The following is a 26,890-nucleotide window of genomic DNA, read 5'->3' as shown; positions in this document are numbered from 1 at the left end:
GGTTCGGGTACGGGCATCGCTCCGTTGCGCGCGCAGGTGATGGAAATGGCCATGCGGGCCGACAATCCACGCGTCCACATGTTCGTGGGCGGCAAGTATCCGTGCGACCTCTACGACATCGAGACGCTCTGGCAGCTTTCCCTCAGCAATCCGTGGCTCACGGTGGTTCCCGTGTCCGAGGAGGACGAGAATCCGTGGTGGCACACCGTGCCTGCGCCGGAGACGCCGCCGGGGTTGCATCGGCGACTGCGCGGACAGATCGGCAGGGTCGTCGCACAGTTCGGGTCGTGGGCGGATCGGCAGATCCAGATCTCCGGTTCGCCTTCGATGATCAAGACCACCATGTACGCCCTGCAGGCCGGTGGCACACCCGTGGAGTTGATCAGGCACGACCCCCTCGTCTGAACGCCCATACGTCATCCGGTTCCACAGTCGGGAGAGCCCTCGCACATGCAGACCACGCCCCAGACCACGCAGACGACCTGGACCAGCACGGTGGTGGAGCACCACCGTCTGCGGCACGATCTCGCGGTGATCCGACTCGTCGGCGACTTCGTTCCGTTCGCGCCCGGGCAGTACGTGGACGTGAGCGTGCCGCAGAATCCGCAATTGCTGCGACGACTGTCCCCCGCGCTGCCACCTTCCCTGGACGGCAAACTCGAATTCCATGTCCGGACCGTTCCCGGAGGTTGGGTGAGCGGGAACATCGTCAGCGACACCAGTCCGGGCGACCGGTGGCAGATCCTCGAGCCGCGCGGAACGCTGAGCGTCGACGAGAACGGGCCGGACGTCATCATGATCGCGGGCGGCACCGGGCTGGCCCCGTTCCGTTCGATCCTGCTGGATCTGGCGCGACGCCCGAATCCGCCGCGGGTCTATCTGTTCACCGGCGACCGGACGCCGCGCGATCTCTACGCCTCCGACATGCTGTATCTGCTGTTACAGGGCCTCCCCTGGCTCACCGTCGTTCCGGTGGTGGAGAGCGTCGAGAACCCCGACTGGCCGGACGAGTGGTACGAGCGAACCAGAGCGGACGTGGGTTTTTCGGAAGACGATCTGGTCGAGGGCACACTACCGGACGTGGTGACGTCATATGGCGCGTTCACCGATCATCAGGTGCTGGTATGCGGTTCCGCTGCGATGGTGCGGGCCACTCTCGACCGCCTGCGCGCCACCGGGACGCCGTCCGAGAACATCCAGTTCGATCCCTACTGAACAACACCGCCGTTACTGCTTCCGTTGTCGCTCAAAACATCACCACATGTCCGATTCACCCGGCCCCAACTTGCGCATGAATCTTCGCCACGCTTAAATTTCCGTTCGACGTCAAATAAAAACAGAGGGCCGCGAGGTATCAGGATGATCAACAGCACCCCGTCCAGCGGGTGGGTCTCATGCACCGAGTCCGCACCGGGTGCGCCGGCGATCCAATGAACATCGCCGCTTTACATGCGAGTTGGCGCGAGGTTGTCAAGATCAGCGACCAAGCCACCCAATTCTTCTACTCGCACCTCTTCCTGACCCATCCCGAAGTGCGGGACATGTTCCCGATTTCCATGGCGGAGCAACGGGACAGGTTCTTCGTTGCCCTCGGGCACATCGTCAGCAACGTCGAGACGATCCCCACCGACAGTGCCTATATCGAGCAACTCGGCCGTGATCACCGGCGTTTCGACGTTGTCGCCGAACACTATCCGGCCGCCGGAGCATCGCTCCTGGCTACCTTGCAGCACTTCCTCGGATCCGGGTGGACGCCGGAACTCGCCGCCGACTGGGAAGCCGCATACGGGGTGGTCGCGGACATCATGGTCAAGGCCGCGGCGCTCTCGGCCGCGGACACGCCGGCGTTCTGGGACGCGGAGGTCGTCGCCTCGCGACGGCACAGCGTCGACATCGCACTGTTCGAGGTGCGGACGAACGAGCCCTATCCGTTCCGGCCCGGGCAGTCGATGGCGATCGAGGTGCCGCAGCGTCCGCGCGTCTGGCGGTACTACAGCCCGGCAAACACTCCTCGGCCCGACGGCATACTCGAACTGCACGTCGAACTCGTACCCGGCGGTCAGGTGAGCAGCGTTCTGGCGCGGCCACCCCGTCCGGGCGACACCATGAAGATCGGCTCCCCAGTGGGCAACGCGCTCACCATCTCTCCCGAACACTGCGGCAACCTGCTGCTCATCGCCGGAGGCACCGGACTCGCACCACTGCGCGCCATCGTCCAACAACTCGACGAGCACTGGGGTACGTCGGGCGGCGCGCCCGACGTCTACCTGTTCCACGGAGTCCGGAACCGGGCGAACCTGTACGACCACGACTATCTCACGCACATGAGCAGCCGGCCGTGGTTCACCTACATCCCCGTGGTATCCGAGGACCCCCTGTATGCCGGAAACAAGGGCCTGGTCGGTACGGTGGCCGCCGAAATGTATTGGTGGGACCAGTACACCGCGATGGTCTGCGGCTCTCCCGGGATGGTCCAGCACGCCGTGGGTGAACTGATCCGCACCGGGATGGAGATCGAATCCATTCGCCACGAGGAGTTCACACCTACCGGTTTGACCGATACGACACAACCACTCGAGGTACAGCCGTGGCGATAACACCTTCCGACATTCGCAACGTGGTCTTCACGAGTTCGTCGCTGCTCAAACGAGGCTACGAGATGGGCGAAGTCGACGATTTCCTCGACGAGGTCGCACTCGAACTCGACCGGCTCGTGGAGTCCCAGCGCCACACCCCCAGGTCTTCCGACTCCGAGAATCAGACCATCACCCGACTCCAGGCCCGGGTGCGCGAACTCGAGGGTGCACTGGCCGCGCGCGACAGAGCCTCGAGCCCGAAGACGGACCCCCGGAGTCCGGGCGGGAGCCCGACGGGTAGCCGGAACGGCAGTCCTCAGATCAGCCCCGCCGGGAACAGCAGAGTCAGCGCGGACGGGTCCCAGAACGGCACCGGCGATATCGCGACACTACGCCGGCAACTGGACGAAGCCCGACGCGAAGCCGACCAGCTTCGCGTGGAGTCGCAGAAGGACCTGATGGGCATCAGCACCCGCGCGGTGAACCTGCTGAGCCAGGCGCAGGCCTCGGCAGACCGCACCATCAGCGAAGCAGACAAGTATGCGCAGGAACTCGTGATGAACGCCCGCACGCAGTACCAGGAGATTCTCGAACGCGCACAGCACATCCTGCAGGCGGGCACAGGCTCGGCCGATCTCAACGGATCGAGTCCCCTACTTCCCGAAGTCGAATACATTCGTAGCTGCGCCCAGCTCGCTCAGGCCCAGCTTCACGTCCTGCTCGCAACGCTGCCGCCCGAGAACCCTCCGCACACCCGTAGTGCGACTTCCGGTGCAGTGAATCTGTAGAGCTACACCCCCAAAACGAATGGAGAGTCCTATGTTGTCGGCTGCTTCGAAAGAGGTCATCGCGGCCACGCTGCCCGCGGTCGGCGGTGCCATCGGGGATATCACCCCGCTGTTCTACCGCAAGCTGTTCGCAGCACATCCCGAACTCGAGCGTGATCTGTTCAACCGGGGAAACCAGCAACAGGGTGAGCAGCAGCGTGCTCTCGCCGGCGCTGTGGCCGCGTTCGCGACTCTCCAGCTCGAGCCGGACGAGGCCAAGGTTCAGGCCATCCTCTCGCGTATCGCGAACAAGCACGCTTCCCTCGGCATCGAGGCGGACGCGTACTGGATTGTGCACAAGTACCTCTTCGAGGCCATCGTCGAGATCCTCGGCGAAGCAGTCACACCCGAGGTCGCCTCCGCGTGGGACGAGGTGTACTGGCTGATGGCCAACACCCTCATCTCGATGGAGGCGGGACTGTACGAGAAGGCCGGGATTGCCGCCGGCGACGTGTGGCGTACGGTCGTGGTCCGCGAACGTCTCCAGCAGTCCGCGGACACCGTGTCGTTCGTCCTGGGTTCCGGTTCCGGCGAGACGCTGCCGAAGTTCTCGCCCGGCCAGTACATCTCGGTCGCCGTGCAGCTCCCGGACGGTGCCCGGCAGATCCGCCAGTACAGCCTCACCTCCGCCCCTTCGCAGGGTGACTGGCGCATCACCGTCAAACGCATCCTCGAGCACACCCTCCCGGACGGCACCGTGGCGCCCGCCGGCGAGGTGTCGAACTTCCTGTACAACAACGTGTTCGAGGGTGACGAGCTGGCGGTGACGCTGCCGTTCGGCGATCTGGTTCTCGTCGACGACGGCACCCCGCTGCTTCTCGCGTCCGCAGGCATCGGCTGCTCCCCGATGATCGGCATCCTGAACCACCTTGCGGAGACCGGGGATTCACGCAAGGTGGCAGTCCTTCACGCCGACCGCTCGGCCGCCAACCACGCTCACCGCGCGGAACTCACCCAGCTCGTCGACCGCATCCCGTCGGCCGAGGTGCACCAGTGGTACGAGGATCTCGGGTCGCGGCAGCCGCTCGGCACGATCCGTCTCGGCCGCGCCGATCTCGCCGAGGTCCCGCTCGATCCGAACACGCGCGCCTACCTGTGCGGGCCGATCCCGTTCATGCTCTCCATCCGGGATGCGCTGATCGAACGCAACATCCCGGCGGAGAACATCTACTACGAGGTGTTCGGCCCCGACACCTGGGCCGGAACCAGCCAGAACTGACCGGCTACAGCCCCTGGCAAGTTCAGCCCACGAGACGGCCCTGCGCAGCATCCCAGTACCGGGTGCGCAGGGCCTTCTTGTCGAGTTTGCCCAGCGGGGTCAGCGGAAGGCTGTCGAGAAAATCGACCGACTTCGGTGCGTGCACAGAGCCTTTCGCTGCACGAACCCTTTCGACCAGTTCCTCTGCCGGAACACTCTGTCCGTCCCGCAGAACCACGCATGCCTTGACTGCCTCGCCCCACTTCTCATCGGGAACACCGACGACGGCCACCGAGGCGACGGCCGGGTGCGAGGAGATGACGTCCTCGATCTCACGGGGGAACACGTTGAAGCCGCCGGTGACGATCATGTCCTTCTTGCGGTCGACGATGGTCATGAATCCGTCCGCGTCCTTGCGTGCGATGTCTCCGGTGTGCAGCCACCCTCCCCGGAATGCCTCGGCCGTCTCCTCCGGCTTCTTCCAGTAACCCTTCATGATGAGGGGTCCCCGCACACAGATTTCGCCGAGTTCACCTTGCGGCACCTCGTTCAGGTCGTCGTCGAGGAGCTTGACGTTCAGCCACGGCACGGGCCGGCCACAGCTGGCGAGGCGCTTCGGGTCGTCGGCCAGGTGCTCTTCCTTCCGCAGCACCGCAATCGTCATGCCGCATTCCGTCTGTCCGTAGAACTGGAAGAAGATCGGGCCGAACTTCTCGATGCCCTCCTTCAGTCGTGCGGGTGACATCGCGGAGGCGCCGTAGAACAGGGTCTGAAGGCTCGACAGATCGCGCCTGGGCAGGTCCGGATGATCCATCAACATGTAGATCATGGTCGGAACGAGCATGGTTGCGGAGATCTTGTGCTTCTCGATCGCCTCGAGCACGGCACCCGGCTCGAAAGCGGGCAGCACGATGAGCGCGCCGCCCCGCAGGAGCGTCGGAATGAAGAACGCGGCACCGGCGTGCGAGAGCGGTGTGCAAATGAGGAAGCGAGGCTCGTCGGGCCACTGCCATTCCGCCATCTGGATCTGGTTGAGCGCGGCGCCGGACCGGTAGGAGCCCACCACTCCCTTCGGCTTGCCGGTGGTGCCGCCGGTGTAGACCATGCTGCTGTCGTCCTCGGCATCGACTTCGGCCGCGACCAGACGCTGCGGGGTGAAGGTGGCCGCCAGCGCGAGGATGTCGGTTCCCACCTCGGACGGACCCAACGACAACACGTTCTTGATCGATGGCGAAGCCGCTGCCAGTTCTGCGGCACGTTCCTCGAACGCGTTCGGATCGAAGATCAGTGTCTCGATCTCGGCGTCACCCACGATGTACAGGTGGTCGTCGAATGATCCCATCGGATTGAGCGCGCTGGCCCGGCAACCGGAGATCATGGTGGCACCCATACTGATGAGCACCTCGGGCCGGTTCTTCGACAGCATGGCGGTGCTGGTCCCCTTGCCGACTCCGACCGAGGCCAGTGCCTGCGCAAAGCAACTGATCTGATCACGCATCTGCCCGCCCGTGAGGACGACGTCACCGAGGTACAGCGCCGGCTTGTCGGTGTTGCGCTCCAGTGCGGTGATGAGCAGGTCTGCAGTGAAAGCTGGGCGATACAGGTCTGCGAGCTCGTCGGTCATCCGTTGTCCTTCTACTCCCGCGACTGCGGCGCACATGGCCCGGCAGCCTGGTGGTTCCGTGTCCTGGGTCACCGACACCATATCGCCAAACCGGAAAAACTGAAACCTGTTCCACTTCGCGGTCGGCGGCCGTGTCGAGGTGGTCCGCTCCGGGTACTCGATCGATGCCCCGTCACATCTGCGACAGGAGGGAATTGTGCCCAAGACAACACAGAGCGGGCAGCCGAAAAAGAGTGAGCTGCCCTCGACACTGAAGAACTCACCTGAAAAAGCTCAGCGCACCTTCGCCAAGGCGTACGACTCGGCAATGGACGAGTACCACGACGAGGAACGCGCGCATCGCGTCGCCTACGCCGCGCTCAAACACAGTTTCGAGAAGGTCGGCGACCACTGGGAGCCGAAGGACGAGAAAGGTCCTTCCGACGAACGCGCCGAGAGCGGCGGCCCGAATGCGAAGGGCGAGACGGCCGAGGGCGTGGATGCCAACGCGAGCAAGGAGCACTTGATGGAGGTCGCCCGCAGACTCGACATCCACGGCCGGTCGACGATGACGAAGGACGAACTGGTGGACGCAATCAAGAAGGCGAACAGGAGGGCCCGATGAGGGCTGTCACCTGGCAGGGCAGACGCAAGGTCAGCGTCGACACCGTGTCCGACCCGGTGATCGAGCAGCCCACGGACGCCATCATCGAGGTCACGACGACCAACATCTGTGGTTCGGACCTGCACCTGTACGAAGTGCTCGGCGCGTTCATGGACCAGGGTGACATCCTCGGTCACGAACCGATGGGCATCGTCCGCGAGGTGGGTGGCGAGGCGGGCGACCTGAAGGTCGGCGACCGCGTCGTCATCCCGTTCCAAATCTCGTGCGGCAGTTGCTACATGTGCGACCAGCAACTCTTCACCCAGTGCGAGGTCACCCAGATCCGATCCGAGGGGATGGGCGCCGCGCTGTTCGGCTACTCCAAGCTGTACGGCAGTGTCCCGGGTGGCCAGGCCGAGTATCTGCGGGTGCCGCACGCCGCCAACACGCACATCACAGTGCCGGAAGGCCCGCCCGATTCACGCTTCGTGTATCTCTCGGACGTGTTGCCGACGGCGTGGCAGGCCGTCGAGTACGCGGCCGTCCCCGAGGGCGGAACCGTGGTGGTTCTGGGCCTCGGACCGATCGGTGACATGGCGGCCCGTATCGCGGCGCACAAGGGATTCCGCGTCATCGGCGTCGATCTCGTACCGGAGCGCCTCGCCCGGGCCACGTCCCGGCAGATCGAGACCGTCGATCTGTCGGCGGAGAAGGATCTGGGCGGGGTCGTTCGCGAGATGACGGGCGGCCGCGGACCGGACTCCGTGATCGATGCCGTGGGGATGGAGGCGCACGGGTCGCCCGGCGCAAAACTGCTGCAGCAGGTCACCTCGTACCTCCCCGATACCATTGCCGGACCACTCATGTCGACGGCAGGGGTGGACAGGATGCACGCGCTGTACTCGGCGATCGATATCGTCCGCCGGGGAGGCACCATCTCGCTGAGCGGCGTCTACGGCGGCATGGCCGACCCGATGCCGATGCTCACCCTGTTCGACAAACAGGTGCAGTTGCGGATGGGTCAGGCCAACGTCAAACGCTGGGTGCCGGAAATCCTGCCGTTGCTGACGGACGCCGATCCCCTCGGTGTCGACACGTTCGCCACCCACGAGATGCCGTTGGAGGATGCGCCGCACGCGTACGAGATCTTTCAGAAGAAAACCGACGGCGCCGTGAAGATCCTCCTCGAACCGTAATCGAGAGAAAGGAAGTCGATGACCTCAGCAGGATCACTCCAGGGCCGCAGGGTCGCGATTCTCGCAACGCACGGCGTCGAGGAGGTCGAGCTCGTCGAGCCGCGCAGAGCGGTGGAGGACGCGGGAGCCACGGTTCGACTGGTCTCCTTGTCCCCCGGCAGGATTCAGGCCATGAAATCGGATGTCCACGAGGCCGGCACCCATCCGGTCGACGCCGTGGTCGGCGAAGTGTCCGTCGACGATTTCGACGCGTTGATTCTTCCCGGCGGCACCACCAACCCGGATCACCTGAGGCAGGACCCGTCAGCGGTCGGCTTCGTGCGCGACTTCGTGAATTCCGGCAAGCCGGTAGGGGTGATCTGTCACGGGCCGTGGACCCTCGTCGAGGCCGACGTGGTGCGGGGACGGACCCTCACGTCGTATCCGAGTGTGCGTACCGACATTCGTAACGCCGGGGGCAACGTGGTGGACGAGGAAGTGGTGGTCGACAACGGACTGGTGTCGAGCCGAAACCCCGGCGATCTTCCCGCGTTCTGCGAGAAGATCGTCGAGGAGTTCGCCGAAGGGCGGCACCCGCAGTAGTCAGTCCAGCGGCGAATGCGGCCGGGTCGGGTCGGTGGCGTGGCTCGACCCCATCCGCGCCGTGAGGAAACCGAGCGCGATCATGCCGGCACCGAGCACGAAGTGCAACCAATCGTCCGCGCTGTTCACAGGGACGAAGTTGGCCGAGCTGTCCTTGTCGATGACCAGACCGTAGATCCACAGAACCAGATAGATGGCACCGCCCACGATCAGGTAGAGGCGGGCGGTGTTCACCGCGCGGGCCAGGGCGATACCGGCGACACCGAACAGCAGGTGGACGACGTTGTGCAGGATCGAGACCTGGAAGATCCCCAGCAACATCGCTTCCGATTCGTGACCGGCTCCGCTGAGCATGTCGTAATCGGTGGTGATTCCGGGAATGAACCCCAGGATGCCGACCAGGAGGAAGAGCGCACCCACGGCAAGGGCGGCGGTCTGCACCGGTGTGCGTTTCAGCGGGGTTGTGCGTGACGTCATCTGATTGTTCCCCTCGTTGTCGGGCTGTGACTCGTTGTCGGGCTGTGACTCGTTGTCGGGCTGTGACGAGAGTCGAGTACCCCGCACCGGTGACTGCAATCTCACGTTCCGGTCACGAATCCGCAGCCCCGAGCGTGGGCCGTCGCAGCGAAGTGCGGCCGTCCGCCCAGGAAGTGACGACGTGGTCGCCCACCAGGTCGTCGAACGCGAGGCAGGCGGCGGCGCCGAACATGATGTCGTCCACTGTCGACGGGCGTGCGGCCGCCAGCCCTCCGGCGAGGTCCCGGCACACGATCTGCTCGTGCACCGAATCGGCCTCCACGTGTTCGTCGAAGAACAGGGTGGCCGCCCGTCCGAAACCGAGTCGGCGCAGCCCGGCGCTGTACTTCTTGCTCGGCAGCGCGGACGTCGTTTCAACAGCACACAGGTGCCCCACCAACGCTCCGAGGAGACGGCGGTGCAGACCGAACATCGACAGCGCGTTCAGGGACGCGAGCGTCACCGCGGGCACCGCATCGATGTAGTGGGCGTAGCGGTCGGACAGTCCGACTTCGCGCATCGTGGTGGCGAAGAGGGTGGAGTGCATCCGCTCGGGCCGCCCGCCACCGTATTCGTCGGCCTGGACCTCCACCAGCGCCGCCTTGGGCACGCCGGCGAGCCGGGGGATTCCGAGAGTGTGAACGTCCGCTTCCCTCAACTGGTTCAGGGATCGGTGGACCAGCAGTTCGCGGAACTGCGTGATGTCCGCCTCCTTGGCCATGAATCCCGACAGCCCAGGACCAGCAGTGGGCGCAGTCAGCTCCCACAACGCCGCCACGACGTCGGTGGTGCCGGTGGGCGCGGCCGCGATGTCCCGGACGGCCGCCTCGAAGGCAACCTCGAGCGCCGACCGCGCCGCGAGCAGATCGGTGTTCCATTCCCAATCGTCCCCGACGCCGACGAGTCCCTGTAGATGCAGCTCGTACAACATGGTGAGGCTGATCTGCGCGTCCTCGTCGTACACGATCCCGCGTGCCACGTCCGCATACGTCTCTGCAAGCGCCCGCGCGCCCGCCACCAGCGTCGTCGTGTCTCCGTCGTCCCCCTGCAGGATCGAGACGAGACGCTCGCTCACCGGGCCGCGTGGGGCGGGTAACGGCATCGACGTATTCGCCGGCGCCGAGTTGGGCACCGACCGAGACTGCAACGTGGTCATAAGTTCTCCGTACCCCGTTCCGTAATCGACGAACCCGACGGTAGCCGCCGGACGCCCCCAGCGCATCATCCAAATGTCGCCCCGGCGCGTCGTCCAATGTCACATCGGTTCACTTCAACGGAACCCGTGTGACATCGGGCGCGGAGGCGGGGGGACGCGGGCTGGGAGATGCGGGCGAGGCGGCGTGACGGGACGGGACGGGACGGACGCGGGACGTCAGCGCTTGTGCTTCGGTTTCCACACCACCAGCGCATTGCTGCGCGGGACGGGAACCAGGTCGCGCCGGTAACCGGACTGCAGCTGGGCGATCTCTGCGGCCATTTCGCGCACACGGCTCTTCAGAGCCTCCACCTGGTTGGTGAGTTCGATGATGCGTTTGATGCCGGCGAGGTTGACGCCCTCGTCCTGCGAGAGGCGCTGGACCTCGCGGAGCAGCGCAACATCGCGGGGCGAGTAGCGTCGGCCACCGCCCTGTGTGCGGTGGGGTGTGACGAGGCCGAGCCGGTCGTAGGTGCGCAACGTCTGGGCGTGCATCCCCGCAAGTTCGGCCGCCACCGAGATCACGAAGATCTGGGCGTCCGGATCAACGGAGTTCTCGCGGGGGTTCTCGCGGGGGTCCCTGGTCGAGTCGCTCATCACGCACCTGCCCACCCGGCCCTCGGATCGAATCCGCTGGCCTTCTCTGCTTCCAGATAGGTTTTCAATGCTGCGGTGGCCGGGTCGTCGAGTTTCTGCGGGATCGCGACCTTGACGGTGACCAGCAGGTCACCGGCGCCGTCGCCACGCTTGGGCACTCCCCTGCCTCGTACCCGCAGGGTGCGACCATCTGCGGTGCCCGCCGGAATCTTGACACCGACGCGCCCCTCCAGGGTCGGGACGGAGACGGTGCTTCCGAGAACGAGTTCACCGTAGCTGACGGGAACGACCACTGTGAGGTCGTCGCCGTTGCGGCCGAACACCCGGTCGGGTCGCACCCGCACCGTGACGAACAGGTCGCCCGACGGGGCGCCGCGGAGTCCGGCTTCGCCCTGACCCGCCAGTCGGATCTTCTGTCCATCGCCGACACCTGGGGGCACGCGGACGGTGATGGTGCGCGTCCGGTTGGTGATTCCGTTGCCGTGGCAGACTTCGCAGGGCGAGTCGATGATCGACCCGGTGCCGCGGCAGTCGTCGCAGGGCTCACTGAAGCCGAACGCTCCCTGGTTGCGGCTGATGATTCCGGTTCCGTTGCACCGCGGGCACACTCGCGGACTGGTGCCGGGCTTGGCGCCGCTCCCGTGACACGTGGTGCATGGCGACGGGCTGGTGAGTCGTAACGGGACGGTGACTCCCAGAGTCGCCTCCCGGAATTCGAGGGTGGTTTCCGTCTCGACGTCGCTTCCACGCCGCGGACGGGTGGACGTGGTGCGGGCGCCTCCGCCGCCACGGTTGAACAGGCCACCGAAGATGTCGCCGAGTCCGCCGTCGCCTGCGGCAGCGCCGCCGCCGCCGAAGAGGTCGTTGATATCGAATCCGCCCTGGGTGAATCCGCCGCCGGCGCCCGGGCTGAATCCGCCGTGGCCGAAGCCGCCACTGGCGAAGAGCCGACGCGCTTCGTCGTATTCCTTACGCTTCGCGGGATCCGACAGCACAGCATGTGCTTCACTGACGGACTTGAACCGCTCCTCCGCCTTGGTGTCTCCGGGATTCGCATCAGGATGCAGGTCCCGGGCGAGCTTGCGGTACGCCTTCTTGATCTCGTCCGCGGACGCGTCGGACGAGACGCCCAGCTCCTTGTAGAAGTCCTTTTCGATCCACTCCCGTTGGCTCACTGGGCGTCTCCTCCTCTCGCTGTTATTTCTGTTGTTCCGAGGAGGCCGGCTGCCCGGCTTCGTCGGAGCTGTTCGCGTCGGCAACCTCGGCGCGATCGATCACGGCTACCATCGCGTGCCGCAGGACGCGGTCACCGAATTTGTAGCCTTTGCGCATCACCGTGCCGAGAACGGGGTCGTGACCATCACCCTCGTGCTGCACTGCTTCGTGCAGTGCCGGATCGAATGCGTCGCCCTCGGCACCGAACTCGCTCAATCCGAGCGAGGTCAGGATGCCGGTGAGCTTGTCCGCCACAGCCTTCATCGGTCCCGAGTCGAGATCGCCGTGGCTGCGAGCGCGTTCGAGGTCGTCGAGCACACCGATCAGTTCCGCGACGACCGACGCCTTGGCGGACTCGATGTCGATCTGCTTGTCCCGCTGGACACGACGACGGTAATTGGCGTATTCGGCCTGCAAACGCTGCAGGTCAGCGGTGCGCTCCGCCAGCTCGTCCGTCTTCGGTTGCGCCTGCTCCTGCTGGAGCGCCTCGTCCAGTGCCCCTTCGTCCACCGAGCCGGGCTGCGGGGCGGTAGCGGTTCCCGCGAGGGGTTCCACTACCGGCTCCGCTTCCCGTGCCTGACCGGTCTCGGGGTCGATCTTCCGCTTGTCCACGAAAGTGACCGGTTCCTGCTCGGCGTTGTCGGACGTCACTTCTTCTCCGCGTCGGACGGCTCGTCCACGACCTCGGCGTCGACCACGTCATCGGCGCCGGTGGACCCGGAACCGTCGGTCTGACCGGCGCTTTCGGCGGCACTCGCCTCGTAGATGGCCTGGCCGAGAGCCTGCGACTCGGTGGCCAGCTTCTCCACCGCGGTCTTGATGGCGGCGATGTCGGTTCCGGCAAGGGCGTCGTTGGCTTCCTTGATGGCAGCCTCGACCTTTCCCTTGACGTCGGCGGGCACCTTGTCTTCGCTGTCCTTGATGAACTTCTCGGTCTGGTGCACCAGCGACTCGGCCTGGTTGCGAACCTCGGCCTCCTCACGACGAACCCGGTCCTCCTCGGCGTGTGCCTCGGCGTCCTTGATCATCCGGTCGATCTCCTCCTGGGACAGGCCGGAGCCTTCCTGGATCTTGATCGTGTTTTCCTTGCCGGTGCCCTTGTCCTTCGCGGTCACATGCACGATGCCGTTGGCGTCGATGTCGAAGGTGACCTCGATCTGCGGCACACCACGCGGGGCGGGCGGCAGGTCGGTGAGCTCGAAGGAGCCGAGCAGCTTGTTGTGCGAGGCGATTTCGCGTTCACCCTGGAACACCTGGATCTGCACGGACGGCTGATTGTCGTCGGCCGTGGTGAACGTCTCGGACCGCTTGGTGGGGATGGTGGTGTTGCGCTCGATGAGCTTGGTCATCACCCCACCCTTGGTCTCGATGCCCAGCGAGAGCGGCGTGACGTCGAGGAGCAGCACATCCTTGACCTCACCCTTGAGGACACCGGCCTGCAGCGCGGCGCCGACGGCGACGACCTCGTCCGGGTTGACGCCCTTGTTGGGCTCACGGCCCCCGGTCAGCTCGCGCACCAGATCGGAGACGGCGGGCATACGGGTGGAACCACCGACCAGCACGACGTGGTCGATGTCCTTGACGGAGATCCCACTGTCCTTGACCACAGCCTGGAACGGCGCCCGGGTGCGGTCGAGGAGATCGGAGGTGATCTTCTGGAACTCGCTACGCGAGAGCTGCTCGTCGAGGAACAGCGGGTTCTTGTCCGCGTCGACGGTGATGTAGGGCAGGTTGATCGACGTGCTCTGCGAGGAGCTCAGCTCGATCTTCGCCTTCTCCGCGGCCTCACGCAGACGCTGCAGAGCCATCTTGTCCTTGGTCAGATCAATGCCGTTCTGCGCCTTGAACTTCTCTACGAGCCAGTCGACGATGCGCTGATCCCAGTCGTCACCACCGAGGTGGTTGTCACCGGAGGTGGCGCGGACCTCGACGACACCGTCGCCGATTTCGAGCAGCGAGACGTCGAACGTGCCGCCACCGAGGTCGAACACCAGAATGGTCTGTTCCTTGTCGCCCTTGTCCAGGCCGTACGCGAGAGCCGCGGCGGTGGGCTCGTTGACGATCCGCAGGACGTTGAGGCCGGCGATCTGACCGGCTTCCTTGGTGGCCTGCCGCTGCGCGTCCTCGAAGTATGCGGGAACGGTGATGACGGCGTCCGTGATGTCTTCACCCAGGTAGGCCTCGGCGTCGCGCTTCAGCTTCATGAGCGTGCGCGCGCTGATTTCCTGCGGGGTGTACTTCTTGCCGTCGATCTCCACGTTCCAGTCGGTGCCGATGTGGCGCTTGACGGAACGGATGGTGCGGTCGACGTTGGTGACCGCCTGGTTCTTCGCAGGCTGGCCGACGAGCACCTCACCGTTCTTGGCGAAGGCGACGACCGACGGGGTGGTGCGTGAGCCTTCGGCGTTGGCGACCACTACGGGCTCGCCGCCCTCCAGCACAGACACGACAGAGTTCGTTGTACCGAGGTCGATACCGACCGCACGAGCCATAGTGTTCCTCACTTTCGTTTTGCAGTTCTGTTTGCAGCGTTTCAGAGCTGAACTGCGATGTTGGCACTGAGTGAGCGCCCTCCGCTCAAGTCTGCACCCGGACTGCTCCTGCAGTCAATACGAACTTGAGTCTGGGACGCTCAATGCTGTCGTAAGGCTCAACGGACCGATTCGCCGATTTGTTCCCGGTCGTCGACGGCAACTTTCACGGCAGCTCTCGTCACGCCTGTCCCCGGGGCCGCCGCCCACCGCCGCAGTAGTTCTTTCGCACGAGACCGCGCCGAGTAATGTGAACTGCATCACATCCTAGAACTGCAGTGGACCTCTCGGCCCTGAACCGTTCGGAAAGGAACACAGCATGTCTGTCGTAGTCCGTCACCATGCACCAGGCATGACCGCAGACCAGTACTCGGCGATCGCCGACGTCACCATGGGCGATATCCAATCCGCCCACGGATTCATCGCTCATTACGCATTTCTCGAAGGCGACGGCCTCACGGTCTCCGAGATCTGGGAAACACAGGCGGATCACGACGCCTTCTTCGACGAATACATTCGGCCGAAGCTCCCTCAGGAGATACCTACGCCGGCGGTGTTCGAGGTCATCAACGCCACCACCGGAAATACTGTCGGCGGCGCCTCCGCATAGCTCGTCTCAGGACGGTCACCACCCGCGTGGGAATCGGTGACAACTGCGTTCCTCGACCGGAGCGGGGTTTCCGGCACGCGCACGACAGCGCCGCCGACCGGTTGCATCGAAAGGATGCGTGTCGTTACTTGGTCAGGGTGAACTGCATGACGTCGATGTGGCCGCTGCGAAAGTGCGCGGCCGACCCGGTCAGGTACTTGATGTAGCGCTGGTACACCTCTTCGGAGGCGATCCGCACAGCGTCGTCGTGGCGCGCGCGCAGCGCCTGGACCCACAGGTCCAGGGTGCGGGCGTAATGCGGCTGCAACGCCTGGATCCGGTCCACGTGGAAGCCTGCGGCCTCGGCATGGCCGGTCACCCAGTCCGGCAACGGAATCTGCCCACCCGGGAAGATCTCGCTGAGGATGAACCTGTGAAACCGAATGTCCTCCCGGGTGATCGGGATGCCCATCTCGCGGAGTTTGGTCCCGAATCCGACGATGGTGTGCAGCAGCATCCGCCCGTCCCCGGGCAGGCTGTCATGGCACATCCGGAAGAAGTCGTCATAGCGTTCGAGGCGGAAGTGCTCGAACGCCCCGATGCTGACGATCCGGTCGACCGGTTCATCGAAGTCCTCCCACCCCTGCAACCGCACCTCGGCGGTGCGACGGCGGGCGGGCATCCGCGAGAGCAACTCGCAAACGTAGTCGTGCTGGTTGCGGCTGAGGGTCAGCCCGATGACGTTCACGTCGTACTTGCTCACCGCACGGAGCATCGTCGCGCCCCAGCCGCAGCCGATGTCGAGCAACGTCATCCCCGGTTGCAGATCGCACTTCCCGAGGGCGAGGTCGATCTTCGCGCGCTGCGCCTCTTCGAGGCTCATGTCGTCACGCTCGAAATAGGCGCAGCTGTAGGTGCGGGTCGGGTCGAGGAATACAGCAAAGAACTCGTCGGACAGGTCGTAGTGGGCCTGAACCTTTTCGTAGAACGGCTTCAACTTCGACATGACGCTCCGATCTTGTGGCGGGGCGGACGAATTGCCGGGTGGGACCGATAGGGACGGCGTGAACTGCCGAGAAGTACCCGGTGAGCAGGGATTCAAACATGAGCGTCCCGAGCGCAGTCGGATGGTCTGTTGATCCTTGCATTACCCGACGCCGGCGGTGGGTAACAGCGGACCGGGCCGGAGGGGCCCAGCGGCGGGGTGCCGGCGAGGCGGCTGCGGCGATGGGCGAGAAGACAACTGGTGCAGGTTAATTCGTCCACCTCCCTCTGCTGTATCCATCTCCTCGACGTCGATGACGGCCGATCGGGATCGGTCACACCGGGTGCGTCGTAGTCGTGGCCACGACCCTGCCTCACTCGTGTCGTCCCCGGATCCGCTCGGTATTCGCGGAGGCCGGTTGCACCGCCGCTCCGACGCCGTGTTCGTGCCCATCCGCGGCGGCCCTCGCGGTCCGATTCCCCTCGGCCTGCGGCCATACACACCGCGTGGCCTTCGCCCTGTCAATGGTCGGCATCCGGCTGATCACAGGCCGTAAGTGTGACCCGCATCACCGTCGATGTTCGGCGCTTGTTATGGTCGGGCTCAGCGAGCGAAGTGGAGGCCAAGTGTGAACACCGAACGCGATGAGCGGTCCGAATTGCCTACGTTGCGACCCACAGTCATGTTGCCGTGCACCGCCACTGTTGGGCGCGTACGGGCCTGCGAGGATCGCAGTCGCCCCCCGGGTACGGAACGACTACGTGATCTGCGGTCCACCGTTGCCATCACCGGTGCGCCCGGTGCGGTTCGCAGTGCCGTCGTTCGGGATATCGCCGGTCCACTCGAGGTGAAACTGATCGACGCAGCCGATCTCGCTGTCGAAGGCGAGCAGGCCTGGATCGAGCGGATGGTCGAGCAAGTACTCACCCATGAGGGTGTGCTCGATATCGAGAACGTGGAAAATCTGCCCCCGGCCCAGCAGTTGGTCCTCGGCCGCATTCTTACCGGAACCGCGGCGCGGGCACGACTGGTGATCACGGCCGCACCTGATACGGGCGAATCGCCCACACTCACCTCGCTGCTCTCGCGCTGCGCCGATCGCGTCGATCTATAACTCGAAAACTATGCCTGTCTGGACGTACAGCCGACCAGGAGGTCGTGTCCGGGGTGGGGTGCCGTACCCGTCTGGGTGCGGCACCGTGCGGATCGGTGGGACAGGCCGCACATTATGGAAAGTCGGCGGGGTCGAGTCGGTTCCGCCCGTCGTCCAATTCTTCTATCCTTATTGGGTATCCAAGTCCCGATACGCGGCAGACGGGGCGGTGTGAGCGGGTCTCGTCGTTTCGATACGAAGGAGGCTGATTATGAGTCAGCCAACCATGGACCCGACCTTTTATCGCAGCGCAGCCGAGGCGTCCGCCGCTCCGCCTGAGCAACTGGCCTACGTGGTCGCGTTCGATCGCGCGGCGGAAAAGCCCGATGCGCTGAGCGTGATCGATGTGGATCCCGGCTCCGACACATACGGCCGGGTGGTGGGCTGGACGGAGGTACCCCACCGGGGCAACGAGCTGCACCACTTCGGCTGGAACGCCTGTAGCAGCGCACTGAAACACGAGGGTCACCACATGGAGGGGTTGGCTCGCCGATACCTGATCGTGCCGGGTCTGCGCTCGTCCCACCTGTACGTGTTCGACACCCAGCCCGACCCCCGTCACCCCACCCTGGCCAAGACCGTGGACAGCGCCGAGCTCGCAGCCAAGGCCGGCTACTCCCGACCACACACATTGCATTGCGGGCCGGACGGCGTCTTCATGACCTGCCTCGGCGGCGCAAACGGATCGGAGGGGCCGGGCGGGATCGCACTGCTCGATCACGACACGTTCGAAGTGCTCCGGCAATGGGAGACCGACCGGGGGCCGCAATACCTCGCATACGACGCCTGGTGGCATCTCAACCAGAACACGCTGATCAGCAGCGAGTGGGGCACGCCGTCGATGATCGAGAACGGGCTGGTACCGGAACTGTTGCTGGCGAACGAGTACGGCCACGCGATCCACTTCTGGGACCTCGCCACCGGCAAGCACCAGCAGCGAGTGGATCTCGGCGAGCAACACCAAATGGCGCTCGAGCTGCGTCCGTCGCATGACCCGGAGGCCACGTGGGGATTCCTCGGCGTGGTGATCTCAACCGAGGATCTGTCGGCCTCGGTGTGGCGTTGGCACCGTGACGGTGGCAACTGGGCGGTGGACAAGGTGATCACTGTCCCGGCCGAGCCGGCCGATCCCGACCTGCTGCCGGCAGCGCTGAAACCGTTCGGCGCGGTGCCACCGCTGGTCAGCGACATCGACCTGTCTGTCGACGACAAATTCCTCTACGTCTCGTGCTGGGGTACCGGAGAACTCAAACAGTTCGACGTGCACGACCCGGCGAGCCCGAAAGAGACCGGGTCGATCCGGCTCGGAGGGATCGTGGGCCACACCGCCCATCCGGCAGCACCGAACCAGCCGCTGTCCGGTGGCCCGCAGATGGTCGAGATCAGCCGTGACGGTCGACGGGTCTACGTCACCAACTCCCTCTACGGCGCCTGGGACGACCAGTTCTACCCGGACGGGGTTGGTGCCTGGTTGGCCGAGATGAACGCAGATCCTCGCGGCGGAATGACCATCGACGAGGCCTTCTTCCCGCATGACGAGGACTTCCGGGGTCTGCGGGTGCACCAGGTTCGCCTCCAGGGCGGCGACGCCTCCTCGGATTCGTACTGCTACCGGTAGCAGTTGGTGTCGGCATCCGTGACACCAGGACTCCTGACCTGGCGCCGCACCGAACGGGAGATCAAGATCGATCGCGGCCGGCTGATCCCTGATCCCCCTTGACGGACACCGTCCTCGCCGGCCGAGCTCATCGACCAGGAGTGCGGCGCCGATGCCAGGGGTGCCGACCTCGCGTCCTGCCGATGTCAGACTCCCGCACGATCGCGAATTGCGGTCAACAGCCCGCGGCGCCTGCCCGTGACCGGGTCGATCTGCGGCCTCGGATCGGTGAACTTGCGTTCCGACGCGGTCTCGGGCGCGTCGTCGGCGGTCGCCTCGAGGCACTTGTTCGGCAGCGCCAGCTTTGCGATGGTGCGCCACGTCTTCAGGTACTGAACGGGCAGCGATCCGGTCGTGTAGGGCAGGTCGTACTTTCCGCAGAGCGCACGAACGCGCACGGAAATCTCGCGCAGCCGGTTGCTCGGCAGATCGGGGAACAGGTGATGCTCGATCTGGTAGCAGAGGTTGCCGCTCATGAATTCCATGACCGACCCCGCCTCGAAATTCGCGCTGCCGAGCATCTGGCGCAGGTACCACTGCCCCCGCGTTTCGTTCTCCAGGTCGGCCGGGGTGAACTTCTCCGCGCCGTCGGGGAAATGCCCGCAGAAGATAACCATGTTGGACCAGACGTTGCGGATCATGTTCGCCGTCAGGTTCGCGGTGAACGTGGGCAGGAACGCCGGGCCGGTCAGGGCCGGGTAGACGACATAGTCCTTGGCGATCTGCTTGCCGACCTTCTCGAGCACCTCGCGGCATTTGCGCTCGAACTCGACACGATCGACACCACCCTTGGCCACCTTGCCCAGCTCCAAGTACTGGAACGCCACGCCGTACTCGAAGAACAGCTGCAGCACCAGGTTGTAGACCGGATTGCCGACGCTCAACGGCTGCCAGCGCTGATCGCGGGTGACCCGCAGCAGGCCGTAGCCCACGTCGTCGTCCATCCCGAGCACGTTGGTGTACTTGTGATGGATGTAGTTGTGGGTCTGCTTCCAGTGCGCCGACACGCCGGCGATGTCCCACTCCCACGACGACGAGTGGATCTCCGGATCGTTCATCCAATCCCACTGACCGTGCATGACATTGTGGCCGAGCTCCATGTTCTCGATGATCTTGGCAGTGCCGAGCATCGCGGTGCCGGCAAGCCAGGCCGGCGGGAACACACTCGCGAACAACACTGCACGACCACCGATTTCGAGGAACCGCTGCAGCCGGATCGCGTTGTGGATGTACCGGGCATCACGCTCGCCGCGCGACGCTTCGATATCACGCCGGATCGCGTCGAACTCGACGCAAAGCGCCTCGACATCCGCCCCGGTCAGGTGGGCGTAGTCCGTGACATCCGAAATTGCCATGAGACGACGCTAGCGCAGGTTACGAAACCGTAGGTTACGTACAGATGAGAGGTGAGTTAGCTCCTGTGACGATTCGAGGTCCCGGTCCCGCCGAGACAGGGTCCACACCCGGTCGGTGCAGTGAAATGTCAGCCCTACGTGCTCATCAGGCCGCGGTGCTCATCAGGCCGCGGTGCTCTCACGCACCATCGGTGACAACGACATCGACTTGTTCACCGAACTCAGTGGTGACGAAACCCTCTGCACTACAACGAGGCCGCAGCCAAGGCGTCCCGCTCCGGGGGGATCGGCGTCCAGGGCGGGATCACCAGCGCGATCCTCAACGCAGTCGTGGCCGAAGAATTGCCCGGGACCGCGCACAGTGTTCCTCAACGTCAACTGGGCGTTCACGGCGCCGCGGGGGTCATGACGCCGGTGTCTCGTCTTTCGCGCCGACATTGCCGACATGGCCGTGTTCAGGTGGACAATGGGAAGATGCACCCGCACGGGACGCTGCCCGGCTCGGGAAAGGGTCTGAGCAGAGCCGAACTGCTGGCCGCGGTATCGCTGGCGATCGACCTCGGTCTGGGTCAGCCGATGGAACACATGCTTCGGTCGTCCTTGATCGCGATACGGATCGCCGAGCGGATGCGCCTCGACCCGCAACAGCGAGCGACCGTGTACTACGCCAATCTGATCGGATGGATCGGCTGTCACGCCGACTCCCACGAACTCGCGGCGCTCTTCGGCGACGACATCGCCTTCCGGGCCGACACCTACGCGGTGGACATGACCGGCCTGCCGTTTCTGCGGCTGATGACGAGTCACGTAGGACGCGGATTGCCGGGCTGGGAGCGCGGCATCCGTGCCGCTGCCTTTCTGGTCACAGCGCGCAGCCAGGTCGCCACACTGATCCATTCGCATTGCAGTTCCGCCAGGGTTCTGTCCGATCGGATGGGCTTGGACGGGCAGGTCGGAAAGGCACTGGCCTACGCCTTCGAGCGCTGGGACGGCCGGGGGTTGCCCAACGGTTCTCGCGGAGAGGGTATCCCGGTCGAGATCCACATCGCTCACGTGGCAGACGTCGTCGAGGTACACCTGCGGACGGGTGGGCTCGAGCACGCGAAGGACGTTCTCCGTTCCCGGCGCGGCAGTCAGTTCAGCCCGGCCGTGGCGGCGGTGTTCGAACGTGATGCGGCGGCGATCGTGGACGGGCTGCTCGAAATAGACGTCTGGACCGCGGCGTTGGCCCAAGCACCGGATCGTGACAGAACCCTGAGGGCCGAGGAGAGCGACGAGTTACTCAGGGCCATGGCCGATTTCGTCGATCTCAAGTCTCCGTTCACCCTGGGGCATTCGCGTGGCGTCGCGAATCTGGTGGCCGGGGCAGCCCGACAACTGGGCATGTCGCCGTCGGACGTCACGCATCTCTACCGTGCCGGTCTCGTGCACAGCCTCGGCAAGATGGGAGTGTCCAACCAGATCTGGGAGAAGAAGGGGCCACTCACTACGGCTGAATGGGAACGGGTACGGATGTATCCGGACCTGACCGGCCGGATACTGAGCCGAGTCAACGGCTTGGAGTCGGTGGTGTCCGTCGCGATGAAGCACCGGGAACGGATCGACGGGTCCGGCTTTCCCCGAGGTATTGCCGGCGCGGAGTTGACCGCGCACGACCGGCTGCTCGCCACGGCGGAGGCTTATCAGCGACTGCTCGAGCCGCGTCCACACCGGCCGGCGCTCGATCCTCGCGGCGCTGCCGATCAGTTGCGAGAGGAGGCGCGCGCCGGACGCCTCGACGCCGAGTCGTCGGTGGCCGTGTTGGCTGCGGCCGGGCAGCGGGTGTCGCGGCGGACGCCCTGGCCGGCCGGGCTGACCGACCGCGAGGTCGAGATCCTGCGACTCGTCGCGCATGGTCGGTCGAACCGAGAAATCGCCGTCGAACTGTTCATCGCCGAGAAAACAGCACGCAACCACGTCGAACGTGTCTACGCCAAGCTCGGCGTCAAAAACCGCACGCAGGCCAGTCTCGCCGCGATCGATCGGGGTTTGGCGGGCTTCCCGGTCAATGCGGCAGTGAGAAATTGAAGCATCCGCCTCGACGGCCGGTCCGGAGATCAGGCTGTGCGCTCGGAAGTATGGAACATCGTTGGTGCCGCACGCCGGCCCCGCCGACATCTGTTCAGAGATCTGGCGGGACCGACTGTGCGTGGCAGTCATCGCCGGGATGCGCCGGGCCGGGACCGCCGGTCCAGTACCCACACCGTGGCCAGCGTGAGGCCGACGGCAAACGCAGCGAGCGCGATGAGACTGGAACCGGTGCCTCCGTGGAAGGTGTCGCCGTAGGCGGACATGGCCGGCAGCGTGGCGGTGTACCGGTCGAGATCCAGGTCGCGACCCAATGCTTCGAATGCGTGGCGGTTGGATAGGCCGAGGCTCATCAGACGTCCCGGGACGGCCATCTGGTCAACGGGGACTATGGCGCCACCGAACAGAACCTGAGGGAAGCAGAGCATCGGCAGGGCGAGAGCGGCCTGCGCGGCGTTGGAGACCGCGGCCGAGGCGAGCAAGCCGAGGGCCAGTGCCGAGGTCGCCTCGATCACAATCGTCAGAAACAGGACGGCGGACACGTCCCATCCGACGGCGGGGAGCCGCCCGAGCGCCCGCAACACACCGAGGAGCACCGCACTCACTCCGGCCAGCACCGGAAGAAGCGCTGTCACCTTGGATGCCACGTAAGCCCCCACGCTGAGCCCGGCCAGGCGCTCCCGCCGGAAGACGGCCATCTCCCCGACGATCTGGAGCAGGCCGTACGTAAGGCCGAAGAAGAAGCCTGCGAATGCGATCCAGAACACGATCTGGGCCGGGCCGAGGTCGGCTGCGCTGTGCGGATCGAACGCGCCGCGCTTGAACAGCGTCGCCATCATCGCCGTGACCAGCACCGGTGAGCCGAGCAGGACCGCCAGGGTCAGCCGGTTGCGAAAGAGAACATCGACATTGCGTCGTGTGAGTAGCCACCATTGCCGGACCATGCCCGTGCGCTTGACGTCTGAACGGGTGGCCGGGATGGGCGGTAGAGCCAAGTCAGGCCGGGCTTCCGACTTCCCACCGCTGTCCGCAAATCGCTCCGCCCAGATCTGAGGGGTGTGCTCACGAGCCAGCCGGTCGTACACCTCGGCGAGATCCTCCACGCCGAAGTAGCGCCGAGCCTCGGCAGGGCTGCCGGTGAAGGCCAGGTGGCCGTCGCGAGCCAGGAATACCACCCGGTCACACCGGTCGATGGCCGCCGGCTCATGCGTCGTGAGGACGACGGTGACCCCGCGCCGGCTGAGCCGGCGCAGCAGGCGCATCACGTCGGCTGCGGTCGACGGATCGAGCCCGGAGGTGGGTTCGTCGAGGAAGAAAAGGTGTGGCCGAGTCAGTAGCTCCACGGCGATACCGGCCCGCTTGCGCTGGCCGCCGGACAGCGCACGGACCGGCACCTCGGCCCGATCAGCCAGGTCGAGGTCACGCATGGTCTCCTCGACTACCCGGTCCGCTTCGGCAGCCGATGTGCCCGCGGGCAGCCGTAGCCGCGCCGCGTAGCGCAGCGTGCGGCGCAGGGGCATCTCGAGGTGGATGATGTCGTCCTGGGGCACGTAGCCGATACGGGAATCGGCGCTGCCTCGGGCACCGCGAACGACGCCGTCGTGCCGAACCTCCCCGACAGACGGGGGTTGCAGTCCGGCCAGGATCTCCAGCAATGTGCTCTTTCCTGCGCCACTGCCGCCGGCAATGGCGACCAACTCGCCTGGTTCGACCGACAGCGACAGCTCCTGGAGGATCTGCCGCGCCCCGACATTCCGGCTCACGTCGACTGCATCGACCCGCCCGCCGCCCGGCGCTGCAGGTGCGTGATCTGAAAGGCGCGTACCGAACCGCTCGACGGCCAGTGGTTCGAATCTCAATTCGGTCATGACGGGTGATCTCCCTTATTCCTGAATTCGGATTGTCATGCCCTGATCATCGGTCCGCGGCGTCCGTGGTCGCATGGGGCGTTTGCCTCAAATCGCAAGGTCCGTCCGCTGACCTGTGGTGATCGACTCGTGTTCAACCGGCGTACGGTCCTGACTTTCGGTCCGCTCCACCGGTGGAGTTGGGGTATGCGCGGGTGTCGACGAGCAAGCAAGAATCTCGCGCGGCAGATCGACGCGGTCACCCGGGCGGGGCGCTGCTGGGCTACACCTGTGCACCTCGGCCGGTCCGGACCGGCCGCCCAATCCTCACTGCGACGAAGATGTGACCTCGCCCAGGAACCGCTCCAACGCTTCGGTGACTCCGTTCGGGTCCTCCACAGGTGAACTGTGACCCACGCCTTGCAACTCCACCAGCCGCGACCCCGCGATGAGGGAATGCAGCTCTCGTGACGGCTCCGCGGGCATTGCGGCGTCCTCCAACCCCGTGACGATCAAGGTGGGTACGTCCACCCCGGCGAGTTCATCCCGGATATCGGGTCGGATCATCAGGGCGAGACTAGTTTTCGCCAAACAGGACCGATCTGCCGCCGCCCATCGCCGCCGCCACACCTCACGCTCACCCGCCCGGCCCGGGTCGGTCCGGAATCCCTCGCTGTACATCTCCGTCTCGATGCCGTTCAGCACGAACGACGGGGAGGCGCCCAGCAGTCGAATCAGTCCGGTGACTATCAGGTGTTTGGGGAGCTTCGAGAGTTCCTGCGCTGTCGCACTCGTGTCGAGGAGGATCAACGACCGGAGGAGACCCGGTTCCCTCGCCGCGAGGCGCAATCCGACGAACCCGCCCATCGACCAACCGACGAGATGGACCGGCGCGAGGCCGAGCTGACGGATCACGCTCAGCACGTCGGCGGTGTGTTGCTCCAGCTGGTATCCACCCCGGGCGTGACCCGATCTGCCCTGACCGCGCAAGTCCACGCTCACACAGCGATACCGGTCCTTCAGCGCGGCAACCTGCGCCTCGTACATCCGGCCGTCGAAGAAGAAGCCGTGCAGGAACAGGATCGGCTCACCTGCTCCCCCGGTTTCCTCGTAGTACAGGTCGACGCCCCGAACTCGCAGGAAGGATCCACGCGTATCCGCATCCTCAGGTCGAGTCATGAGGCGCTCCCATCAGGTGAGCCGAAATGTTCGACGAATATTGGGGTTCGCTCGGTGTCACTACAGGCCATCGAGAACAGTCTCTCCAATTCAACCACCGCCGGCGCTTGTGCACGACCGATCAGAACAGAACCGAAGGTCGCCGCACTGCGCAGCGTCCTGGTCGGGGCGTTGTTCGTAACAGGGGGCCCGGGATGGCGGTGCAGCATGCCGGGTGCCGGACCGAGTCCGAACGGCTGCCGCCAGACCCCAATGTGCTTGCATTCGTTGGAGGCTCATCCTCTCGAGGAATTCCCCGATGCACGCGCCAAGAGTGACCGAGCAGCTCGCTCTGAGCGGTTCGGGGCCTCCGAATGCGGACCGTCCATGGTGCGTCCTGGATCTTGCGTCGTTCCACCGCGACCGCGACAGACTGCGATGACGCACGGTTCACGCGGGCGTGAGGGGTACCACTTCGGTAGAGTTCGGTGGTATGCGAGTCAAGATGTGCAGCATCCACGTCGACGATCCCGCGGCGGCTTTCACGTTCTACACGGAGACACTCGGATTCGAGGAGCTTCTGGCAGTGCCGGAGCATTTCCTCTACATCGTGCGCTCGCCGCAGGATCCGGACGGGGTCGGCCTGCTTCTGGAACCGAGCGACAATCCAGTGGCCAGGGCCTACAAGGAGGGCGTCTACCAGCTGGGGATGCCGGCGATCGTCCTCGGTACCGCAGATGTCCAGGCCGAGTACCAGCGCCTGTCGGCTCTCGGAGTGAAGTTCACCGGCAAACCCACGACGGATCCGTCAGGCACCTCTGCGGTCTTCGACGACACCTGCGGCAACTTGATCCAGATTCACCAGGACTAGCCTCGGGCTTCCACGCGTGGGGACTGTCTCGCCGACACCGCCCCGCGCCACCGCACGACGGAACGCCTGCTCGCACGCGGGCAACCAAGCACCCGATCACGACATCACCGTCGACACCCCGATCGTCCTCGACCTCGACCTCGACCTCGACCTCGATGCGACGTTGGTGACCGGCCCTTACGGTACGCAGTGCCACTAGTGAAGGAGATGTCATGCCCGATCGAGACAATGGACGACTCACCTATGTGCCGGTGACGGTGGAGTACCCCTCAGTCGCGTCACCTGAGCGGGCCTTCGGGGTCATCGCCCCGATCGATCTGTCGTTGATCTTCACGGGGTGGGGCCCGTTTCCAGCGGTGCGGGGCGCCAATAATCAGTCCGGTCCGTGGGACACGCCGGGGACTACCCGAAACCCGGACCTCGGTGACGGGTCGACCGCCGTGGAGTCGTTGACGGAATACACTGCTCCCCACAGTTTCGCGTACGAGTTGACCGAATTCACGAACATGCTGGGCCGTTTGGTGGGGAAGGTGCGCGGCGAGTGGACGATGACCCCCGACGGCACCGG

Annotated in this window: 25 protein-coding genes and 1 pseudogene; 15 read left to right on the top strand and 11 right to left on the bottom strand. The window is 65.1% G+C overall.

What is annotated here, in order from left to right; all coding sequences use genetic code 11:
* From WAW17_RS20040 to WAW17_RS20020, 5 genes and pseudogenes are all read left to right on the top strand, one after another.
* Positions 1 to 405: pseudogene (locus tag WAW17_RS20040) on the top strand (flavoprotein); the annotation flags it as partial.
* 45 nt (positions 406 to 450) lie between these two features.
* Positions 451 to 1,215, top strand: coding sequence for an FAD-binding oxidoreductase (locus WAW17_RS20035; protein WP_422334669.1), 765 nt, complete (start codon positions 451 to 453; stop codon positions 1,213 to 1,215).
* Positions 1,216 to 1,430: 215 nt separating this feature from the next.
* Complete coding sequence (locus WAW17_RS20030) at positions 1,431 to 2,597, top strand: globin domain-containing protein (RefSeq protein ID WP_422334668.1); 1,167 nt, start codon at positions 1,431 to 1,433, stop codon at positions 2,595 to 2,597.
* Positions 2,588 to 3,364 (top strand): DivIVA domain-containing protein, encoded by a 777-nt coding sequence (locus WAW17_RS20025; protein WP_422334667.1) that lies wholly within the window; start codon positions 2,588 to 2,590, stop codon positions 3,362 to 3,364. The genes WAW17_RS20030 and WAW17_RS20025 overlap by 10 nt, the downstream gene beginning before the upstream one ends.
* 31 nt (positions 3,365 to 3,395) lie before the next feature.
* Entirely contained in the window at positions 3,396 to 4,622 is a 1,227-nt protein-coding gene (locus WAW17_RS20020) for a globin domain-containing protein (protein WP_422334666.1), read from the top strand.
* A gap of 22 nt (positions 4,623 to 4,644) precedes the next feature.
* On the opposite strand, the gene WAW17_RS20015 is transcribed toward WAW17_RS20020, so the two are convergent.
* Positions 4,645 to 6,225 carry an AMP-binding protein gene (locus tag WAW17_RS20015; RefSeq protein ID WP_422334665.1) on the bottom strand — a complete coding sequence of 527 codons (1,581 nt, stop codon included), beginning with the start codon at positions 6,223 to 6,225 and terminating at the stop codon, positions 4,645 to 4,647.
* 196 nt (positions 6,226 to 6,421) lie between these two features.
* On the opposite strand from WAW17_RS20015, the gene WAW17_RS20010 reads away from it, so the two are divergent.
* Genes WAW17_RS20010 through WAW17_RS20000 form a run of 3 tightly spaced genes read left to right on the top strand, consistent with a single transcriptional unit; the run spans position 6,422 to position 8,586 of the window.
* Positions 6,422 to 6,829, top strand: a complete 408-nt coding sequence (locus WAW17_RS20010) for a ChaB family protein (protein ID WP_422334664.1) — start codon at positions 6,422 to 6,424, stop codon at positions 6,827 to 6,829.
* Positions 6,826 to 8,004: a zinc-dependent alcohol dehydrogenase gene (locus tag WAW17_RS20005; protein WP_422334663.1), complete on the top strand. Its 1,179-nt coding sequence runs from the start codon at positions 6,826 to 6,828 to the stop codon at positions 8,002 to 8,004. The genes WAW17_RS20010 and WAW17_RS20005 overlap by 4 nt, the downstream gene beginning before the upstream one ends.
* An 18-nt stretch (positions 8,005 to 8,022) precedes the next feature.
* On the top strand, positions 8,023 to 8,586 hold the full coding sequence (locus tag WAW17_RS20000; RefSeq protein ID WP_422334662.1) for a type 1 glutamine amidotransferase domain-containing protein: 564 nt from the start codon (positions 8,023 to 8,025) through the stop codon (positions 8,584 to 8,586).
* On the opposite strand, the gene WAW17_RS19995 is transcribed toward WAW17_RS20000, so the two are convergent.
* The 6 genes from WAW17_RS19995 to dnaK all read right to left on the bottom strand — a co-directional run bounded on the left by WAW17_RS19995 (position 8,587) and on the right by dnaK (position 14,601).
* Positions 8,587 to 9,063, bottom strand: coding sequence for a DUF4383 domain-containing protein (locus tag WAW17_RS19995; RefSeq protein WP_422334661.1), 477 nt, complete (start codon positions 9,061 to 9,063; stop codon positions 8,587 to 8,589).
* A 112-nt stretch (positions 9,064 to 9,175) separates the two neighbouring features.
* Positions 9,176 to 10,258: an iron-containing redox enzyme family protein gene (locus WAW17_RS19990; protein WP_422334660.1), complete on the bottom strand. Its 1,083-nt coding sequence runs from the start codon at positions 10,256 to 10,258 to the stop codon at positions 9,176 to 9,178.
* Positions 10,259 to 10,474: 216 nt separating this feature from the next.
* The gene (locus tag WAW17_RS19985; RefSeq protein WP_422334659.1) at positions 10,475 to 10,894 is read right to left on the bottom strand and encodes a heat shock protein transcriptional repressor HspR; all 420 of its coding nucleotides are present in this window, start codon (positions 10,892 to 10,894) and stop codon (positions 10,475 to 10,477) included.
* Positions 10,894 to 12,069 carry a molecular chaperone DnaJ gene (dnaJ, locus tag WAW17_RS19980; RefSeq protein WP_422334658.1) on the bottom strand — a complete coding sequence of 392 codons (1,176 nt, stop codon included), beginning with the start codon at positions 12,067 to 12,069 and terminating at the stop codon, positions 10,894 to 10,896. Before dnaJ ends, WAW17_RS19985 begins: the two co-directional genes overlap by 1 nt.
* Positions 12,070 to 12,091: 22 nt before the next feature.
* Positions 12,092 to 12,760, bottom strand: coding sequence for a nucleotide exchange factor GrpE (grpE, locus tag WAW17_RS19975; RefSeq protein ID WP_422334657.1), 669 nt, complete (start codon positions 12,758 to 12,760; stop codon positions 12,092 to 12,094).
* A complete protein-coding gene (dnaK, locus tag WAW17_RS19970; RefSeq protein ID WP_422334656.1) occupies positions 12,757 to 14,601 on the bottom strand; it encodes a molecular chaperone DnaK in 1,845 nt (614 codons plus the stop codon). The genes grpE and dnaK overlap by 4 nt, the downstream gene beginning before the upstream one ends.
* Before the next feature lie 358 nt (positions 14,602 to 14,959).
* Between dnaK and WAW17_RS19965 the strand changes: the two genes are divergently transcribed.
* Complete coding sequence (locus tag WAW17_RS19965; RefSeq protein WP_422334655.1) at positions 14,960 to 15,250, top strand: hypothetical protein; 291 nt, start codon at positions 14,960 to 14,962, stop codon at positions 15,248 to 15,250.
* Between the two features lie 124 nt (positions 15,251 to 15,374).
* On the opposite strand, the gene WAW17_RS19960 is transcribed toward WAW17_RS19965, so the two are convergent.
* Positions 15,375 to 16,235 carry a cyclopropane mycolic acid synthase family methyltransferase gene (locus WAW17_RS19960; protein WP_422334654.1) on the bottom strand — a complete coding sequence of 287 codons (861 nt, stop codon included), beginning with the start codon at positions 16,233 to 16,235 and terminating at the stop codon, positions 15,375 to 15,377.
* Positions 16,236 to 16,842: 607 nt separating this feature from the next.
* Here WAW17_RS19960 and WAW17_RS19955 point away from each other — a divergent pair.
* Together WAW17_RS19955 and WAW17_RS19950 are read left to right on the top strand one after the other, a co-directional pair.
* Positions 16,843 to 17,328 carry a hypothetical protein gene (locus tag WAW17_RS19955; RefSeq protein WP_422334653.1) on the top strand — a complete coding sequence of 162 codons (486 nt, stop codon included), beginning with the start codon at positions 16,843 to 16,845 and terminating at the stop codon, positions 17,326 to 17,328.
* Positions 17,329 to 17,578: 250 nt separating this feature from the next.
* A complete protein-coding gene (locus WAW17_RS19950) occupies positions 17,579 to 18,985 on the top strand; it encodes a selenium-binding protein SBP56-related protein (protein WP_422334652.1) in 1,407 nt (468 codons plus the stop codon).
* A 185-nt stretch (positions 18,986 to 19,170) separates the two neighbouring features.
* Here WAW17_RS19950 and WAW17_RS19945 read toward each other — a convergent pair whose 3' ends face one another.
* Complete coding sequence (locus WAW17_RS19945) at positions 19,171 to 20,379, bottom strand: fatty acid desaturase family protein (RefSeq protein ID WP_422334651.1); 1,209 nt, start codon at positions 20,377 to 20,379, stop codon at positions 19,171 to 19,173.
* Between the two features lie 474 nt (positions 20,380 to 20,853).
* Here WAW17_RS19945 and WAW17_RS19940 point away from each other — a divergent pair, with 474 nt between their 5' ends.
* Positions 20,854 to 22,446 carry an HD domain-containing phosphohydrolase gene (locus WAW17_RS19940; RefSeq protein WP_422334650.1) on the top strand — a complete coding sequence of 531 codons (1,593 nt, stop codon included), beginning with the start codon at positions 20,854 to 20,856 and terminating at the stop codon, positions 22,444 to 22,446.
* A gap of 128 nt (positions 22,447 to 22,574) precedes the next feature.
* Here the strand turns inward: WAW17_RS19940 and WAW17_RS19935 are convergent, their stop codons facing one another.
* Together WAW17_RS19935 and WAW17_RS19930 are read right to left on the bottom strand one after the other, a co-directional pair.
* Complete coding sequence (locus WAW17_RS19935; RefSeq protein ID WP_422334649.1) at positions 22,575 to 24,314, bottom strand: ATP-binding cassette domain-containing protein; 1,740 nt, start codon at positions 24,312 to 24,314, stop codon at positions 22,575 to 22,577.
* Positions 24,315 to 24,620: 306 nt separating this feature from the next.
* Complete coding sequence (locus WAW17_RS19930) at positions 24,621 to 25,472, bottom strand: alpha/beta fold hydrolase (protein ID WP_422334648.1); 852 nt, start codon at positions 25,470 to 25,472, stop codon at positions 24,621 to 24,623.
* Positions 25,473 to 25,944: 472 nt separating this feature from the next.
* Here WAW17_RS19930 and WAW17_RS19925 point away from each other — a divergent pair, with 472 nt between their 5' ends.
* From WAW17_RS19925 to WAW17_RS19915, 3 genes are all read left to right on the top strand, one after another.
* A complete protein-coding gene (locus tag WAW17_RS19925) occupies positions 25,945 to 26,322 on the top strand; it encodes a VOC family protein (protein ID WP_422334647.1) in 378 nt (125 codons plus the stop codon).
* 16 nt (positions 26,323 to 26,338) lie between these two features.
* Positions 26,339 to 26,521: a hypothetical protein gene (locus tag WAW17_RS19920; RefSeq protein WP_422334646.1), complete on the top strand. Its 183-nt coding sequence runs from the start codon at positions 26,339 to 26,341 to the stop codon at positions 26,519 to 26,521.
* Positions 26,522 to 26,534: 13 nt separating this feature from the next.
* The coding region (locus tag WAW17_RS19915; RefSeq protein WP_422334645.1) for an SRPBCC family protein at positions 26,535 to 26,890 on the top strand (356 nt) is incomplete at its 3' end.

Origin of the sequence: Rhodococcus sp. (in: high G+C Gram-positive bacteria) (genome assembly GCF_049286785.1) — a bacterium.
In the GTDB taxonomy this organism is placed as follows: Bacteria; Actinomycetota; Actinomycetes; order Mycobacteriales; family Mycobacteriaceae; genus Rhodococcus_F.
Note: the sequence above shows the minus strand (reverse complement) of the source record. Positions and strands in the feature narration are given on the sequence as shown.

Coding starts and splice junctions, on each gene's coding strand:
- WAW17_RS19940 (WP_422334650.1), top strand. CDS start 20,854: ATGCACCCGCACGGGACGCTGCCCGGCTCGGGAAAGGGTCTGAGCAGA.
- dnaK (WP_422334656.1), bottom strand. CDS start 14,601: ATGGCTCGTGCGGTCGGTATCGACCTCGGTACAACGAACTCTGTCGTG.
- WAW17_RS19990 (WP_422334660.1), bottom strand. CDS start 10,258: ATGACCACGTTGCAGTCTCGGTCGGTGCCCAACTCGGCGCCGGCGAAT.
- WAW17_RS20020 (WP_422334666.1), top strand. CDS start 3,396: ATGTTGTCGGCTGCTTCGAAAGAGGTCATCGCGGCCACGCTGCCCGCG.
- WAW17_RS19995 (WP_422334661.1), bottom strand. CDS start 9,063: ATGACGTCACGCACAACCCCGCTGAAACGCACACCGGTGCAGACCGCC.
- WAW17_RS19985 (WP_422334659.1), bottom strand. CDS start 10,894: ATGAGCGACTCGACCAGGGACCCCCGCGAGAACCCCCGCGAGAACTCC.
- WAW17_RS19945 (WP_422334651.1), bottom strand. CDS start 20,379: ATGGCAATTTCGGATGTCACGGACTACGCCCACCTGACCGGGGCGGAT.
- WAW17_RS19960 (WP_422334654.1), bottom strand. CDS start 16,235: ATGTCGAAGTTGAAGCCGTTCTACGAAAAGGTTCAGGCCCACTACGAC.
- WAW17_RS20005 (WP_422334663.1), top strand. CDS start 6,826: ATGAGGGCTGTCACCTGGCAGGGCAGACGCAAGGTCAGCGTCGACACC.
- WAW17_RS20015 (WP_422334665.1), bottom strand. CDS start 6,225: ATGACCGACGAGCTCGCAGACCTGTATCGCCCAGCTTTCACTGCAGAC.
- WAW17_RS20000 (WP_422334662.1), top strand. CDS start 8,023: ATGACCTCAGCAGGATCACTCCAGGGCCGCAGGGTCGCGATTCTCGCA.
- WAW17_RS19965 (WP_422334655.1), top strand. CDS start 14,960: ATGTCTGTCGTAGTCCGTCACCATGCACCAGGCATGACCGCAGACCAG.
- WAW17_RS20030 (WP_422334668.1), top strand. CDS start 1,431: ATGAACATCGCCGCTTTACATGCGAGTTGGCGCGAGGTTGTCAAGATC.
- WAW17_RS19935 (WP_422334649.1), bottom strand. CDS start 24,314: ATGACCGAATTGAGATTCGAACCACTGGCCGTCGAGCGGTTCGGTACG.
- WAW17_RS20035 (WP_422334669.1), top strand. CDS start 451: ATGCAGACCACGCCCCAGACCACGCAGACGACCTGGACCAGCACGGTG.
- WAW17_RS19930 (WP_422334648.1), bottom strand. CDS start 25,472: ATGACTCGACCTGAGGATGCGGATACGCGTGGATCCTTCCTGCGAGTT.
- WAW17_RS19925 (WP_422334647.1), top strand. CDS start 25,945: ATGCGAGTCAAGATGTGCAGCATCCACGTCGACGATCCCGCGGCGGCT.
- WAW17_RS19950 (WP_422334652.1), top strand. CDS start 17,579: ATGAGTCAGCCAACCATGGACCCGACCTTTTATCGCAGCGCAGCCGAG.